At 64.5% G+C, this 14,772-nt stretch carries 14 protein-coding genes; 8 read left to right on the forward strand and 6 right to left on the reverse strand.

The window, feature by feature from the left end:
* Positions 1-66: 66 nt before the first annotated feature.
* Positions 67-750 (reverse strand): alpha/beta fold hydrolase, encoded by a 684-nt coding sequence (locus tag ACQR0W_RS29870; RefSeq protein WP_315753127.1) that lies wholly within the window; start codon positions 748-750, stop codon positions 67-69.
* Positions 751-866: 116 nt separating this feature from the next.
* Here ACQR0W_RS29870 and ACQR0W_RS29875 point away from each other — a divergent pair, with 116 nt between their 5' ends.
* Together ACQR0W_RS29875 and ACQR0W_RS29880 are read left to right on the forward strand one after the other, a co-directional pair.
* Complete coding sequence (locus ACQR0W_RS29875) at positions 867-2,522, forward strand: fumarate hydratase (protein ID WP_316187263.1); 1,656 nt, start codon at positions 867-869, stop codon at positions 2,520-2,522.
* 39 nt (positions 2,523-2,561) lie between these two features.
* Positions 2,562-3,005 (forward strand): MaoC family dehydratase, encoded by a 444-nt coding sequence (locus ACQR0W_RS29880; protein ID WP_316187264.1) that lies wholly within the window; start codon positions 2,562-2,564, stop codon positions 3,003-3,005.
* A 95-nt stretch (positions 3,006-3,100) separates the two neighbouring features.
* On the opposite strand, the gene ACQR0W_RS29885 is transcribed toward ACQR0W_RS29880, so the two are convergent.
* Positions 3,101-3,991, reverse strand: coding sequence for a LysR substrate-binding domain-containing protein (locus ACQR0W_RS29885; RefSeq protein WP_316184750.1), 891 nt, complete (start codon positions 3,989-3,991; stop codon positions 3,101-3,103).
* Between the two features lie 137 nt (positions 3,992-4,128).
* Here ACQR0W_RS29885 and ACQR0W_RS29890 point away from each other — a divergent pair, with 137 nt between their 5' ends.
* The 5 genes from ACQR0W_RS29890 to ACQR0W_RS29910 all read left to right on the forward strand — a co-directional run bounded on the left by ACQR0W_RS29890 (position 4,129) and on the right by ACQR0W_RS29910 (position 9,835).
* Positions 4,129-4,878, forward strand: coding sequence for an SDR family NAD(P)-dependent oxidoreductase (locus ACQR0W_RS29890; protein ID WP_316187265.1), 750 nt, complete (start codon positions 4,129-4,131; stop codon positions 4,876-4,878).
* Positions 4,879-4,898: 20 nt separating this feature from the next.
* Positions 4,899-5,744 carry a transketolase gene (locus ACQR0W_RS29895; protein WP_316187266.1) on the forward strand — a complete coding sequence of 282 codons (846 nt, stop codon included), beginning with the start codon at positions 4,899-4,901 and terminating at the stop codon, positions 5,742-5,744.
* Entirely contained in the window at positions 5,741-6,751 is a 1,011-nt protein-coding gene (locus tag ACQR0W_RS29900) for a transketolase family protein (protein WP_316187267.1), read from the forward strand. Before ACQR0W_RS29895 ends, ACQR0W_RS29900 begins: the two co-directional genes overlap by 4 nt.
* 169 nt (positions 6,752-6,920) lie before the next feature.
* Positions 6,921-7,946, forward strand: coding sequence for a TRAP transporter substrate-binding protein (locus ACQR0W_RS29905; RefSeq protein WP_316187268.1), 1,026 nt, complete (start codon positions 6,921-6,923; stop codon positions 7,944-7,946).
* A gap of 5 nt (positions 7,947-7,951) precedes the next feature.
* The gene (locus ACQR0W_RS29910) at positions 7,952-9,835 is read left to right on the forward strand and encodes a TRAP transporter large permease (RefSeq protein ID WP_316187269.1); all 1,884 of its coding nucleotides are present in this window, start codon (positions 7,952-7,954) and stop codon (positions 9,833-9,835) included.
* 932 nt (positions 9,836-10,767) lie between these two features.
* Here the strand turns inward: ACQR0W_RS29910 and ACQR0W_RS29915 are convergent.
* The 4 genes from ACQR0W_RS29915 to ACQR0W_RS29930 form a co-directional block, all read right to left on the reverse strand.
* Entirely contained in the window at positions 10,768-11,064 is a 297-nt protein-coding gene (locus ACQR0W_RS29915; protein WP_315753123.1) for a hypothetical protein, read from the reverse strand.
* Positions 11,065-11,184: 120 nt separating this feature from the next.
* On the reverse strand, positions 11,185-11,736 hold the full coding sequence (locus tag ACQR0W_RS29920; RefSeq protein WP_315753122.1) for a septation protein IspZ: 552 nt from the start codon (positions 11,734-11,736) through the stop codon (positions 11,185-11,187).
* Positions 11,737-11,761: 25 nt separating this feature from the next.
* Entirely contained in the window at positions 11,762-12,346 is a 585-nt protein-coding gene (locus tag ACQR0W_RS29925) for a hypothetical protein (protein ID WP_315716046.1), read from the reverse strand.
* Positions 12,347-12,463: 117 nt separating this feature from the next.
* Complete coding sequence (locus tag ACQR0W_RS29930; RefSeq protein ID WP_316187270.1) at positions 12,464-13,891, reverse strand: carotenoid oxygenase family protein; 1,428 nt, start codon at positions 13,889-13,891, stop codon at positions 12,464-12,466.
* A gap of 136 nt (positions 13,892-14,027) precedes the next feature.
* Between ACQR0W_RS29930 and ACQR0W_RS29935 the strand changes: the two genes are divergently transcribed.
* Complete coding sequence (locus tag ACQR0W_RS29935; RefSeq protein WP_315716048.1) at positions 14,028-14,744, forward strand: TetR/AcrR family transcriptional regulator; 717 nt, start codon at positions 14,028-14,030, stop codon at positions 14,742-14,744.
* Positions 14,745-14,772 lie beyond the last annotated feature (28 nt).

A 14,772-nucleotide genomic window follows, 5' to 3' on the forward strand; every position in this document is an offset into this window, starting at 1 on the left:
AAGGTTACATAATTCGGCGACGGATCGCAATCAATCTCGCCGTACGACATTGCGCCGGTCGCGGCGTCATGTTGCGGCGACCTCGCGGGCCGTCTCGATCAGCAGGTCGAACGTCTCGTCGGGTGCGTGCTGCACGACATCGTGCCCGCACGCAAATGCGTGCACGCGCCACGCGGGATCGTTGCGCAGCCGCTCATATTGCGCGGTGAACGGCGTCGCGCTCCATCCGCTGGCGTAGACGAAGGTGCGCTGCAGAGCCGCCGGCGCCGGACTGTGGAGCTTCAGGGCCTGGATGAAGGTCCCGAGCGGATGCGGCCGGCGGCGCGGATCGGAGCCTTCGCGCGGCAGCGCCGTCAGCCCGTCATGCCCGGCACGTTCGATCACGAACCGGCGATACGCATCACCGGCGAGATCCCACCATGACTGGCCGTTCTCGGGTGCGAAGGCATCGAGATAGATCAGTGCGGCGAGCCTTTCCGGCACGCGGTCGGCGACGCCGGTCGCGACCATGCCGCCATAGCTGTGCGCGCACAGGATGACCTCGGACAGGTCCTCGATCGTCAGCAGATCAATGACGTCAGCGATATGGGTGTCGAGATTGACGGCATGGGCGGCGCGGGCCGGTGTCTGCTCCAATCCACTCAAGGTCACCGCATAGGCGTCATGGCCGGCCTGCTGGAGCCTGGCCGAGAGCGCAGCGTACATCCAGCCGCCGTGCCAACCTCCTGGAATCAGGACAAAACTTGCCATGATCGTACCCCTCTGCCGCTGTGCCGAGACATGTCTTGCAAGGCTTCCGACGGGTAGCGTATCAGACCTGTCAAGACCGCTTTGGGCGGCCATTTCTAGAACCCCACGAGCTCGCCATGAACGCGCCCACCGCCTTTCCCGACCAGTCCAAGCCCGTCCCGCCCTACAAGCACACGCCGCTGTTTCCGCTCGGGCCGGACACCACGCCCTACAAGAAGATCACCACCGACGGCGTGCGGGTCGAGAAGGTCTTGGGCCGCGACATGCTGGTGGTGTCGCGGGAGGCGCTGCGGACCTTGTCGGAAGCCGCGTTCGGCGAGATCAACCACTTTCTGCGCCCCGGCCATCTGAAGCAGCTGCGCAGCATCCTGGAGGATCCGGAGGCCAGCCCGAACGACAAGTTCGTCGCGCTCGACTTCCTGAAGAACGCCAACATCTCCGCCGGCGGCGTGCTGCCGATGTGCCAGGATACCGGCACCGCGATCATCATGGGCAAGAAGGGCTGCAACGTCATCACCGATGGCGACGACGAGGCGGCGCTGTCGCAAGGCGCGCGCGACGCCTATCTGCGCCGGAACCTGCGCTACTCACAAGTCGCTCCGCTGTCGATGTACGAGGAGAAGAACACCGCCAACAACATGCCGGCGCAGACCGAGATCTATGCCGAGGGCGAGGACGCCTACAAGTTCATGTTCATGGCCAAGGGCGGCGGCTCGGCCAACAAGAGTTTTCTGTTCCAGGCGACGCCCTCGGTGCTCACCAAGGACCGGCTGCTGGCGTTCCTCAAGGAAAAGATCCTGACGCTGGGCACCGCGGCGTGCCCGCCTTATCACCTCGCCATCGTGATCGGCGGCACCTCGGCCGAGCTGTGCATGAAGACGGTGAAGCTGGCGTCTGCGCGTTATCTCGACGCGCTGCCGACCCAGGGCTCCCCGGATGGCAATGCCTTCCGCGATCTCGAGATGGAGCAGGAAATCCACAAGATGACGCAGTCGCTCGGCGTCGGCGCGCAGTTCGGCGGCAAGTACTTTTGCCATGACGTCCGCGTCATCCGCATGCCGCGCCACGGCGCGTCGTTGCCGATCGGTCTCGGCGTGTCGTGCTCGGCCGACCGCCAGGTGCTCGGCAAGATCACCAAGGACGGCGTCTATCTCGAGGAGCTCGAGCATCATCCGGCGCAGTATCTGCCGGAGGTCGAGCAGGCGCTTGGCGGCGAGGTCGTGAAGATCGACTTGAACCAGCCGATGAAGGACATCCTCGCCACTCTGTCGAAGAATCCGATCAAGACGAGGCTGTCGCTGACCGGCACCATGATCGTCGCGCGCGACGCGGCGCATGCCAAGCTGCGCGAGCGCCTCGATCGCGGCGAGCCCCTGCCGGACTACTTCAAGAACCATCCGGTCTACTACGCCGGCCCCGCCAAGACCCCCGAAGGCTACGCCTCCGGCGCGTTCGGTCCGACCACCGCGGGCCGCATGGATTCCTTCGTCGACCAGTTTCAGGCGGCCGGCGGCTCGATGGTGATGGTCGCCAAGGGCAACCGCGCGCCGGCGGTGCGCGATGCCTGCAAGAAGCACGGTGGCTTCTATCTCGGCTCGATCGGCGGCGCCGCGGCCAACCTCGCCGAGCACTGCATCAAGAAGGTCGAGGTCGTCGAATATCCCGAGCTCGGCATGGAAGCCATCTGGCGCATCGAAGTGGTGGACTTCCCGGCCTTCATCGTCATCGACGACAAGGGCAACGACTTCTTCAAGGAGCTGAACCTCGGCTGAGGTCATCATCGCAGCCGGCCCGCGCGATTCGAGGATGTGATGGTCGAATGGTTCGATGACCTCCAGGTCGGGATGAGGTTCAAGAGCGGCGAGGCGACGGTATCGCGTGAGGACATCAAGCGCTTCGCCGCTGAGTTCGATCCGCAGCCCTTCCATCTCGACGAGGAGGCGGCGGAGAAGACGATCCTGAAGGGGTTGGCCGCCTCCGGATGGCACACCGCCGCGATCGCGATGCGGCTGGCGGCGGAAGCGCGTCCGTTTGGCCCGCATCCGCTGTTCGGCGCCGGCGTCGACGATCTGCGCTGGCTGAAGCCGGTGCGGCCGGGCGACACGCTTCATCTCGAGGGCGAGGTCGTCGATCTCGTGCCCTCGCAGAGCAAGCCGCAAGGCATCGTGCGGATCAGATGGACGGCCTACAATCAGCACAATGAGGCGGTCTATACCTTCAATCCGATCGCGATCGTGCCGCGGCGCCCGGCCTGACGGGCGCCATGGGCAGCGTCAGATGCTGCCTGTGCGCCCGTTGCGAACCCTCGCGATCCTTAGCCGCGTCGGAACGATGGAGCGCCGGCTCGTCATCAAGCCTTGCTGCCGATCGGCGCGAGCTCCGACGTGATCCATTCCACGAAAGCTCGCAGCGCGCGCCGTTGACGGGCCGCGCGAGGGAAGACGAGATGATGGCCGACATAGCGGATGTCGGTGGAACGACCGGCCAGCGGCGCGACGAGGCGCCGTGATTTGATCTCGCGCTCGGCCAAGCGCGTTGATTCCAAGGTCACGCCGACGCCGCCACATGCCATGGCGATTGCGAGGAAGCTGCGGTCGAAACGCATACCGTGGATCGCCGGAGCCTCGAGTCCGTTCGCGCTGAACCATTGATGCCACTGAACCTGCTTGACGTCCGAGCGGATCAGCACCTGGCTCAACAGGTCCTTTGGCTGGCGAATTCTCTTCGCGATCTCAGGAGCGCACAGCGGCGTGACCGTCTCCTCGCCGAGGGGGATCACTTCGAGACCCTCGCCACGCGGCGGACCGTAGACGATGTCGAGATCGAAATCGTCGTTGGTGAAGCGGGCGTATTCGGTGTTGGCGGCGAGGCGAACCTCCAGTTTCGGTTCGGCAGCGAGAAACCTGGTCAGGCGAGGGGCCAACCATTGCGCCGCGAAGCTTGGCGCACAATGCACCCTCAGGAGCTGCGGCCCCCGTCCGGCGACCTCTTCTATGCCCCGTCGCAGATTGTCAAAAGCCGCTCCGGCGTGACGCATCAGGTTCTCGCCCGCCGGCGTCAGCCGAACCGAACGCGCGCTGCGCTCGAACAACGTGGTGCTCATCGTGCTTTCGAGCTTACGGATGGCGTGGCTGACGGCGCTTGGTGTCAAATGCAGTTCGGCGGCCGCGTCGCTGAATGAGCCGGTGCGCGCAGCCGCTTCGAAGGCGCGAATGGCCGAGATCGGGATGCTCGACAGCAGCATGTCCATGAGTGAACCAGATTCACATATCCAAGACAACAGCGCGTTTGTGCTGGAAACGCCCCCGACCTAGGGGTGAGCTCAAGAGAGCCGGCTGCCCACCGAGGCGTCCGGAACACGAGCAGAGGGAGGATCGGATGCTGCTGCGCGGCAAAACAGCCATCATCACGGGTGCGGCTTCGCCCCGCGGGATTGGCCTCGCGACCGCCAGACGGTTTGTCGAAGAAGGCGCTCGGGTCGCCATCCTCGATATCGACGGGCCCGCTGCAGAAGCGGCCGCGCACGATCTTGGCGAGGGCCACATCGGAGTGGCCTGCAACGTCGCCGACCAGGCCTCTTGCCTGAGAGCGGTCGAAACCGTCGTCGATGCGTTCGGTCAGATCGACATCCTGATCAACAACGCGGGCATTACCCAGCCCGTGAAATTCCTCGGCATCACGCCGGGCGACTGGGACCGGATCCACGACGTCAACCTCAAGGGCATACTGTTCCTCTCTCAGGCGGTGATACCGCACATGCAGAAGCGCAAGGCCGGATCGATTGCGTGCATGTCGTCCGTATCGGCACAGCGCGGTGGCGGCATTTTCGGCGGGCCGCACTACTCGGCGGCGAAGGCGGGCGTCCTTGGACTTGCCAAGGCGATGGCGAGGGAATTCGGCGCCGATGGAATTCGCGTCAATTGTGTCACGCCAGGACTGATCGGCACCGACATCACGTCCGGCAAGCTCACGGACGAGATGAGGGCAAAGATCTTGGAAGGCATTCCGCTTGGAAGGCTCGGGGAAGCGAAGGATGTCGCGGGAATCTACACGTTCCTCGCTTCAGACCTTTCGGCCTACGTCACCGGCGCCGTGATCGACGTCAACGGCGGAATGCTCATCCACTAAGAGCAGCGAGGGAGAGAAGCATGTCCGCCAATACGCTTGCAAACGCGCCGCCCCTTGCGCAGCGCGCGCGCAACATTCGCCGCAACGCCCTGCGCATGGGCGAAGTTCAAGGCCAGGGCTACATCGCGCAGGCACTCGACATCTCCGACGTGCTGGCGGTCGCATATTTTCACGCCATGCGCTACCGGCCCGAGGACCCCGCCTGGGAAGGCCGCGACCGCTTCCTTCTGTCCAACGGCCACTACGCCATCGCGCTCTATGCCGCACTCATCGAGGCCGGCATCATCCCTGAAGCCGAGCTCGAGACCTACGGCTTCGACGAGAGCCGTCTTCCGATGTCCGGCATGGCCTCCTACACGCCCGGAATGGAAATGTCCGGCGGGTCGCTGGGGCTCGGATTGAGCATTGCCGTGGGCATGGGCCTCGGCTTGAAGCGGAAGGGCTCGAACAGCCGGGTCTTCACGTTGTTCTCTGATGGAGAGCTCGACGAGGGCTCGAAGTGGGAAGCGATGATGTCGGCGGCACACCACAAGCTCGACAATCTGATCGCCATCATCGACGTCAACAACCAGCAGGCCGACGGCCCCTCGAAGCAGATGATGGGATTCGAGCCGCTGGTCGACAAGCTCGAGGCCTTCGGCTGGTTCGTACGCCGGGTCGACGGCAACGACATCGAGGCCGTCGTGGCCGCCTTTGACGCGGCGGGTTCGCACCCCGAGCCGCAACCGCGCGTCATCGTCGCTGACACTCTCATGGGAAAGGGAGTTCCATTCCTGGAGCAGCGAGAGAAGAACCACTTCATTCGCGTGGAGGCCCACGAGTGGAAACTGGCCTTGGCAGAACTCGATGCGGGAGACAGGTCATGAAGTCGGTCAGCTCATCTTCGCCGGAAAAACCGCGGCTTACCACCTCTGCCATGATCGCGTCGATCGCGGCAGAAGGCCAAAGGACAAGGCCGGCCCCGTTCGGTCATGCGCTGGTCGAACTCGCGCGGAGCCGTCCCGAGGTCGTGGGACTCACCGCCGACCTCGGCAAGTACACCGACCTGCACATTTTCGCGCGGGAGTTCCCCGATCGGTACTATCAGATGGGGATGGCGGAGCAGCTACTTTACGGCGCAGCCTCGGGCATGGCGGCCGAAGGATTCATGCCCTTCGCGACCACCTACGCGGTGTTCGCTTCGCGTCGCGCCTACGATTTCATCCACCAGACGATCGCGGAGGAAGACCGCAACGTGAAGATCGTCTGCGCCTTGCCCGGTCTGACCTCGGGCTACGGCCCCAGCCACCAGGCGGCGGAGGACCTCGCGCTGTTTCGCGCCATGCCGAACATGACCGTGATCGATCCCTGCGACGCTCACGAGATCGAACAGATCGTTCCGGCCATCGCGGCCCATCACGGGCCGGTGTACATGCGGCTCTTGCGTGGCCAGGTGCCGCTTGTTCTGGACGAGTACAACTATCAGTTCGAGCTTGGCAAGGCGTTCCTCATTCGCGACGGGCGGGATGTCCTGATCATCTCCTCCGGGATCATGACCATGCGGGCGCTGGAATCCGCCAAGGAACTCACCGGCGACGGCGTGGATGTGGCCGTGCTGCATGTGCCGACGATCAAACCGCTCGATGCGGAAGCCATCTTGCGCGAAGCCGGCAAGCCCGGCCGTCTCGTCGTCGTCGCAGAGAACCATACCATCATCGGCGGCCTTGGCGAGGCGGTTGCAGCATTGTTGATGCGCTCCGGCGTTCATCCGACGTTCCGCCAGATCGCACTGCCCGACGCGTTTCTTGCCGCGGGGGCGCTGCCCACGCTGCATGATCGCTACGGCATTTCGACTGCCGAAGTTGCCCGGCAGATCAAGGGGTGGCTGCGCTAAGCGCAGCGCGCGTCATACGTCAAATTTGACCGAGGAAACACCGCCTGCGCGGCTTCGCTGCGCAGAATGACGGCGACTGCCTGACGGCCGGCGTCCGAGAACCGGTCGGAGCTGCAGACAAATGCCGCGGCCGTTGAACAGACCAATTCGTCTCAACAAGGAGGAAGCAATGACCCAACGCAAACGGACTGCAATCACTCGTCGCAACTTGCTCCTGGCTGGCGCCGCCGTTCCATTGTGCGCAGTTCTCAGCCGCCCCGCTGCGGCGGCGGAGTTCACCTACAAGCTCGCGACCGGGCAGGACCCCACGCATCCGGTGAATGTTCGAGCCAAAGAGGCTGCCGACCGCATCAAGGAAGCGACGGGCGGTCGCCTCGAGGTCAATCTCTTTCCGGCCAATCAGCTCGGCTCCGATACCGATCTCCTGACCCAGGTCCGCAACGGGAGTGTCGAGTTCTTCAACTTGTCGTCCCTGATCCTCGCCACCCTCGTACCGGCCGCGGGCATCGTGAATCTCGGCTTCCTGTTTCAGAACTACGATGCGGTCTGGAAAGCCATGGATGGTGAGCTCGGCGCCTACATCCGGGCGCAGATCGCCAAGACGCCGATCATGACGATCTCCAAGCCGTGGGACAACGGCTTCCGCCACATCACCTCATCGGGCCGTGAAATTCGGACGCCCGAGGACCTCAAGGGGTTCAAGCTGAGGGTCCCCGCCGCACCAAATCTGACGTCCCTGTTTCTTGCCCTTGGAGCAGGTCCGGCGCCGATCAACTTCAACGAAGTCTATTCGGCACTGCAGACCAAGGTCGTTGACGGTCAGGAAAATCCCCTGCCGATCATCGCGACGGCGCGCCTTTACGAGGTCCAGAAGACCTGCAGCCTGACGGGCCATGTCTGGGACAACTACTGGATTCTCGGTAACAAGCGCGCGTTCCAGAAGCTGCCGGCAGACGTGCAGGCCATCGTCACACGCGAGTTCGATCGTTCGGCCGATGACGAGCGTCGTGACATCGCCAAGCTCAGCGAGTCGCTGCGGGCCGATCTGGCCGCGAAGGGGATGCAATTCCTCGAAGTCGACCGATCCGTCTTCCGCCAGGCGCTGGCGAAGACGAGCTTCTATTCCGACTGGAAGGCGAAGTTCGGAGAAGAAGCCTGGGCGCAGCTCGAGCGCGCCGCCGGCAAGCTGGGATGACGGCCATGGCACACGCACGCGTAGATGGGCGCGACATGGCCCTTCGGGGCCCGGCATCGGGCTGGCGCAAAGCTGCCATAGGCCTGAACAAGGCGCTCAAGCCCGTCGTGGCAATCCCCGCCGCGCTCTTGGTCGTTGCGGAGGTTATCGTCCTTCTTGTCGGCATCGTTTCCCGCTACGTGCTTCACGCGCCGATCGTCTGGTCGGACGAACTGGCCGGCATTCTGTTCCTGTGGCTCGCTATGCTCGGATCGGTCGTCGCCTTCCAGCGAGCCGAACATATGCGAATGACCGCGGTCATCGGCATGATCCGCCCGGAAGCCAGGCTGTTCCTCGATGTCTTCGCGACCGCCGCGTCTCTGGCATTCCTGCTGCTGGTCATCCATCCGGCGTTTGAGTTCGCGGCCGACGAAGTGTTCGTCACCACTCCCGCTCTGGGAATAGTCAACACTTGGCGCGCCGCCGCGCTTCCTGTCGGTATCGGCCTGATGCTGATCGTCGCAACCCTGAGGTTGGCTGCCACGACGAATCTCAAGCACCTTGCGGCGGCTGTCGGCGCCGTGGCAGCCCTGGTTGCGATGCTCGCGCTGCTGGCGCCGGTCTTGAAGCCGCTCGGCAATCTCAACTTGCTGATCTTCTTCGTATTGATCGTCGGGGCCATGGTTTTGGCGGCGGTGCCGATTGCCTTCGCGTTCGGGTTGGCGACCATCGGCTACATAACGCTCACCACCAGCACGCCTGACGTGGTCGTCATCGGCCGCATGGACGAAGGCATGAGCCATCTCATTCTGCTTGCGGTACCGCTGTTCGTGTTCCTCGGCTTGTTGATCGAAATGACAGGCATGGCCCGCGCCATGGTCGGATTCCTTGCGAGCCTGCTCGGCCACGTTCGGGGTGGTCTCCAATATGTGCTGGTCGGTGCGATGTACCTGGTCTCGGGTATTTCGGGATCCAAGGCGGCCGACATGGCGGCAGTGGCGCCCGTGCTTTTCCCCGAAATGGCCAAGCGCGGCGCAAAGCGGGGTGACCTCGTCGCCCTTCTCGCGGCAACCGGCGCTCAGACCGAGACGATCCCGCCGTCCCTGGTGCTGATCACGATCGGATCGGTGACCGGTGTGTCGATCGCGTCTCTTTTCACCGGCGGTTTGCTACCGGCGATCGTACTCGCGTTCGGCCTGTGTGCGGTCGTGTGGTGGCGATACCGGAGGGAGGACTTATCCCACGTTCGACGGGCGACGCGCCGGGAGATCGGTCGTGCGTTCCTGATCGCGATTCCCGCGATCGCCCTCCCGTTTGTGATCCGCGCCGCCGTTGTCGAAGGTGTCGCGACCGCCACCGAGGTCTCGACGATAGGTATCGTCTATTCCGTACTGGCTGGTCTTCTCATCTATCGCCAGTTTGACTGGCGCCGGCTCTATCCGATGTTGGTCGAGACCGCGGCCCTTTCCGGCGCGATCCTGTTCATCATCGGCGCGGCGACAGGAATGGCCTGGGCTCTGACCCAATCGGGCTTCTCGGCATCGCTCGCGAAGTTCATGACTTCCTTGCCTGGCGGCGTGCCGGTCTTTCTGGTCGTCACGATCATCGCGTTCGTCATCCTTGGGAGCGTGCTCGAAGGCATTCCCGCCATCGTGCTCTTTGGCCCGCTGCTTTTCCCCATTGCGCGTCAGGTCGGCGTTCATGAGGTCCATTATGCGATGGTCGTCGTTCTGGCGATGGGAATCGGGCTTTTCGCGCCGCCATTTGGCGTCGGCTACTATGCGGCATGCGCGATCAGTCGGATTCATCCCGACGAAGGCATGGGCCCGATCGTCGCTTACATAGCGGCCTTGCTCCTCGGCACACTCGTGGTGGCGGCCGTCCCATGGATTTCCGTCGGCTTCCTGTAGGTTCGGCGAAGCGAGACGGACGAGGTGCGGGGCCGCCCGCACCTCGTCCCCTTTTTGGCGGCGGAGACGGCGACTCTCCCACGCCGCTCCACCCAGCCACCGATGTCGGCTACCGGTCGGACCGGATCTGTGAACATTGTCTCCGGCCCATCGTCGGTTGAACGGAAGGCGCGCCATGGCTTCATCCGATGGTTCGGCATCTTCTTCGGAAAAAAATAAATATATTGCTATTTATCGGAAAACATGATTTTCTCCCGTCATCCCGCCTCACTGCGGAGGGGCGTTGCGCGCGATCGTCACGACACGCGAGGCGGGGAGGCGATGGCCGCGATGGAGCCGCAGCGTGTCTTCGGATACGCGGACGAACGGCTTGGCGCGGACGCGAAGTCGCAGCGTCCTGACACCCCGAAGCTGGTGTCACGTTCGTGCGGTGCTGAGCGCATCGCGCGGATCATGGTGGCCAACAAGCCGGCGCACCAGGGAGACTGCGTATAAGCGTGAAGCCATCGCGCAGGGAAGGCCGGGCGTTTCCGGCTGCACCTGTGGTACCTGCCGCCTGCATTTCTTTCGCAGGCGGGCCGCAGGCGTCAGCCGACGCCTGGCCTTCCCTGCGCCCTCTGCATTTGGAGAGGGACATGCCGCTGCATCACTCGGGCCTTATCAGCCGCGAGGTTGCGTCCGCTTGTCCAGGCTGTTTGAGATGTGAAGCGGGACTGCTGCGATTGAAAATCGGTGTCGTCCCGGGCAAGCCATGAGCGCGCGACAGCGCGATCGTGGCGCCGACCCGGGACCCATACGCCGCGGCCGTCGTGACGGGCGAAAAGCCAATTGCCAGCGTGCCTCTAACCCCTCCCTGGGGGTATGGGTCCCCGCTTTCGCGGGGACGACAGCGGAGAGTATCGATGCGACGCATCCACGCAAAAGAATAGCGCTCAGCCCCGCGCGCCGGTGAACGGGAAGCTGCCCATGAAGCCGATGCCCATCTCGCCGGAGATGGTGTCGCCGGCGACCTTGCCCTTGAAATCCAGCGTCAGCGGCATCGGGCTGGTGATGGAGACCTTCCAGGCGACGTCGTCGCCGTTGACGGTGCCGTCGAAGATCTCGGCGGAATCGCCTTCCGCGGCCTGGGTCCCCGTCAGCGTCGCGCCCGAGCTCTTCAGGCTCAGGGTCGCGCTGCGCTCGCCCATGGGCGTGTTCAAGGTCAGATTCCAGTTGCCGTCCACAGCCATCGATCGTTCTCCTGGCATTGCGATTTTGCGGACCTCGAGGCAACGACCTCGAGGATGCGTTCGGCCGCCCCTATAGCGCATCTTTGCGCGTAAGCCCATTGCGGCGATCGGATGCAGCGATCAGGCCCGCGCCGCCCTGAGGCGGTTGGCGACCACGAAGCGGAAGGCCATGAACTGCAGCGCGAAGGCCGCGACCTTGGCGCCGCCCGCGACCACGGTGATGTAGAGCACCCACAGCTTGATGTCGCCGGTCATGGCGACCGCGATCGTGCCGAGACCGAGCGCGAACATCAGCGCCGCCCAGGCATAGCCGGCGATGGTGACGTATTCCGGAATGGTCTCCGACACGATCGGCGGCACGTAGCGCAGCATCCAGCCGCGCTTGAGCATGATCAGCCCGATGGCGAAATGGCCGATCGCGGGCTTGGCGAACATGAAGCGGGGGTCATTGGTCAGCAGCGTCACGCCGCCGAGCACGATGACGAGGCCGACGCTGGCATAGGCCATGAAGCTGAGGTTCACGCCCCTGATGCGCGCCCAGACCACCTGCACCACGGCGACGGCGACCGCGGCGGCGGTGGCCAGCACGACATCATCGGTTGCGATGTACAGGATGAAGAACACCGCGGCCGACAGGAAGTCGGCAATCAGCTTGGCAAACACGATTTTCACGCACGTCTCCTGGAGCAGACCCCGGTCACGAATCTTGGCCGGACATTGCGGCGGCAGTCTGCGCTGCCACGTCCTTTGTTCGGCGGTAGTCAGGATACCAGCGCGTGAAATAAAGTGCACTATTGCGGGCGGCAAAGGCGATGGCGAGGCCGGTCCAATAGGGCAGGCCCGGCACGTAGAGCGTCATCAGGTTGCCGACGATCATCAGCAGCGCCGACACGGTCCAGGCGCCGGTGATGACGTAATTGGCGCGCAGGAAGCCCGGAATCGCCGCGGTTTCCGGCGGTACGGCCTCGAGCGCATATTGCAGCGTGAACGGCGCGCGCAGCAGCATCGAGCCGAGCGACAGCGCGAAAATGCCGCAGTCGACCGCAAGACGCACCGCGGATGCGCTGAGGGTCGGATCGATGAGGCCGAGGTAGGCGGCTACGCTTGCGAACACGATCGCCGAGCCCAGGCCGAGAATCTTGATCGAGCGTCCCTTGACGACGTCGACCGCGACAACGATCAGGCACATCGCCGTGGCCACGGCCAGGCTGAGCGTGGCCGAGACCACCATCATCAGCGCCGCGTAGACGCCGTAGGGCGCAAGGATGAGGAAGATCGTCATAGAGCTCGCCCGGCCAATCTTTACACCGCAAAGATTAGTAGGATCCCGGCGGAACCGGGTCAAGCAAATCTTGACGGTGTCAAGATTTTGTGAAGCCGCATATTAAGCTCAGCTTTATCAATGACTTGGTTTGTCAGCGTCGACCCAATTGCCGTGGAAGCCATCGGGCACGCGGTGGCCGAGATGAACCAGGGCCACCGGACCGCCGCCGATGTCGGTGGCGTTGAACACGGCGAGGTCGCTGGTGTTGGAGCCGGCACGCCAGACCACGGTCAGCAGCCAGCCGTCGCCCTCGGCGGCATCGCGGCTGCGCGGCACGAATACCGGCTCGGACAGGGTGTCGCCGGCGGGCAGCAGATGCGTCGCGTGGCGCGTGCCGGCGCCGTCGACATGGACGAGGCCGGACAGCGCCCCGAACAGCGGGCCGTCCGGATTGGCGCAGGCGTACCAGCCATGGCCGCTCTTGAGCCCGGCGCGGCGGTCGTCGATGCGGGGGAATTCACCGGTGAGGTCGTCGAGATAGCTCTGGGTGAAACGGTCGGTGTTGCCGGCGAGATCGAAGCTCCAGCGGCACAGCCGCGCGACCGACTTGGCCGGATCGGTCGGACGTCCGTCGGGATGCGGAAACAGCGGCGCTTCCTCGAACTGCATGACGTCGGCAATGATCCGGCTGCCGTCCTCCCAGGCATTCATGATGTGGAAGACGTAGCAGGCGTCACCGCGAAACCAGACGATGTCCTTGATGTCGCCGCTGCGCTTCATCACACCGACATAGGCGCCCTTGTCGGGCTCCCAGGCATAAGGCGGCTTGCCGGACATTGCGCGCTCGATGCTGCCGGTGAGCGGCAGGATTGGAAACAGCACGTGATTGGCCGTGACGATGAAGTCGTGCACCATGCTGGCATAGGGCGCCTCGAAACGATCGAGACGCGTCAGCTTGCCGGCCGCATCGACCGTTCCGTAGGACAGCGCCGGCGTCAGCGGACCGGCGGCGTTGTAGCCGAAGAACAGCAATTCGCCGGTGACCGGATCGGTCTTCGGATGCGCGGTGAAGGCGCCGCGCAGGCGGCCGCCGAAATCGTGATAGCCGCGGGTGGCGAGCGTGCCGGGCTCGATCTCGGTCGGCAGATGCGCCTCTTCGAGCGCGAGCAGGCGGCCGGCATGGGCGATGATGTTGGTGTTGGCAACGCCGCCATCGGTGACCTCGGCTGGCGCGTCCGGCAGCCTGCGGCCGAAGCCGCCGAACAGCGCGCGCCCCGCGCGGCGCTCGGCCTCGAATTTCGGGGTGCGGATCCAGCGGTTGCGATAGGACGCGCGGCCGTTCTCCAGATGGAACGCGTGCAGCATGCCGTCGCCGACGAACCAGTGCGAACCCGGCGAGTCGAATTGCGGATTGGGGCCGTTGCGATAGAGCGTGCCGTTCAGCTCACGTGGCAGTTCGCCGGTGACGTTCAGGAACGGCGCGTCGCATTCGAACGGGATCGGCGCGATGTTGTCGCGCGGTGTGGGGCGCTGGCGGGCTGTGTCGTGCAACGGTCCGTTCATCGACTGTCCATTCATGGCGCTTCCTTCCCCTTGCATCCGGCTTTATCTTTACGATGTAAAGATAAGGCTACCGGCCGAGCGCCTGCAGGTCAAGGCTAATCTTTACGCTGTCAAAATTGCTTGTATAAGGAGAGGCATGACGAAGATCGAACAGGCAAGACTGAGCAGGCACCGGACGGCTACGGCGGTGGCCCGGACGCGGTCGCGCCGCGCGGTGAGCGCGGGCGAGCCGGCGGCGCCCTATCATCACGGCGCGCTGCGCGATGCGCTACTCGAAGCGGCCGAGCGCGTGCTGGAGCGCGACGGGCTGGCCGGACTCACCTTGCGCGCGGTGGCGCGCGAGGCCGGCGTGTCGCATGCGGCGCCGACGCATCATTTCGGCGATCTCACCGGGCTGGTCAGCGAGCTCGCGGCGATCGGCTTCACGCGGTTCAATGCGGCGATGAAAGCGGCCGGCGAGCAGCCCGGCACGCCGATCGAGCGGGCGATGGCGCGGGCCCGCGCGTATGTCGCCTACGCACAGGCCAATCCCGGCATGTACGGACTGATGTTCCGCACCGAGCGTCTGGATTATTCGCGCCCTTCGCTGCACGAGGCCGCGGAAGCCTCGTTTGCCGGACTCGCGGGATCGGTCGCCGCGCGCAGCGAAGGCCCGGTCGGCGACGAGGAGTTGTCGCTCGATCAGTCGGCGGCGATCGCCCGCGCCTGGTCGCTGGTGCATGGCTACACGATGCTGCTGCTCGACGGCCGCCTTGCCGACATTCTGCGCCGTTCGCCGCCGGGCACCACGGCCGAATCGCTGCTGGAGGCGATGCTCCGGGCCACCGTGCCGAAGCTGCCGCCGGGCGCGTAGTTCGACGCACCGGAAACCGGGTGGGGGA

Source organism: Bradyrhizobium sp. HKCCYLRH1034, from assembly GCF_051168375.1.
Classification (GTDB): Bacteria; Pseudomonadota; Alphaproteobacteria; order Rhizobiales; family Xanthobacteraceae; genus Bradyrhizobium.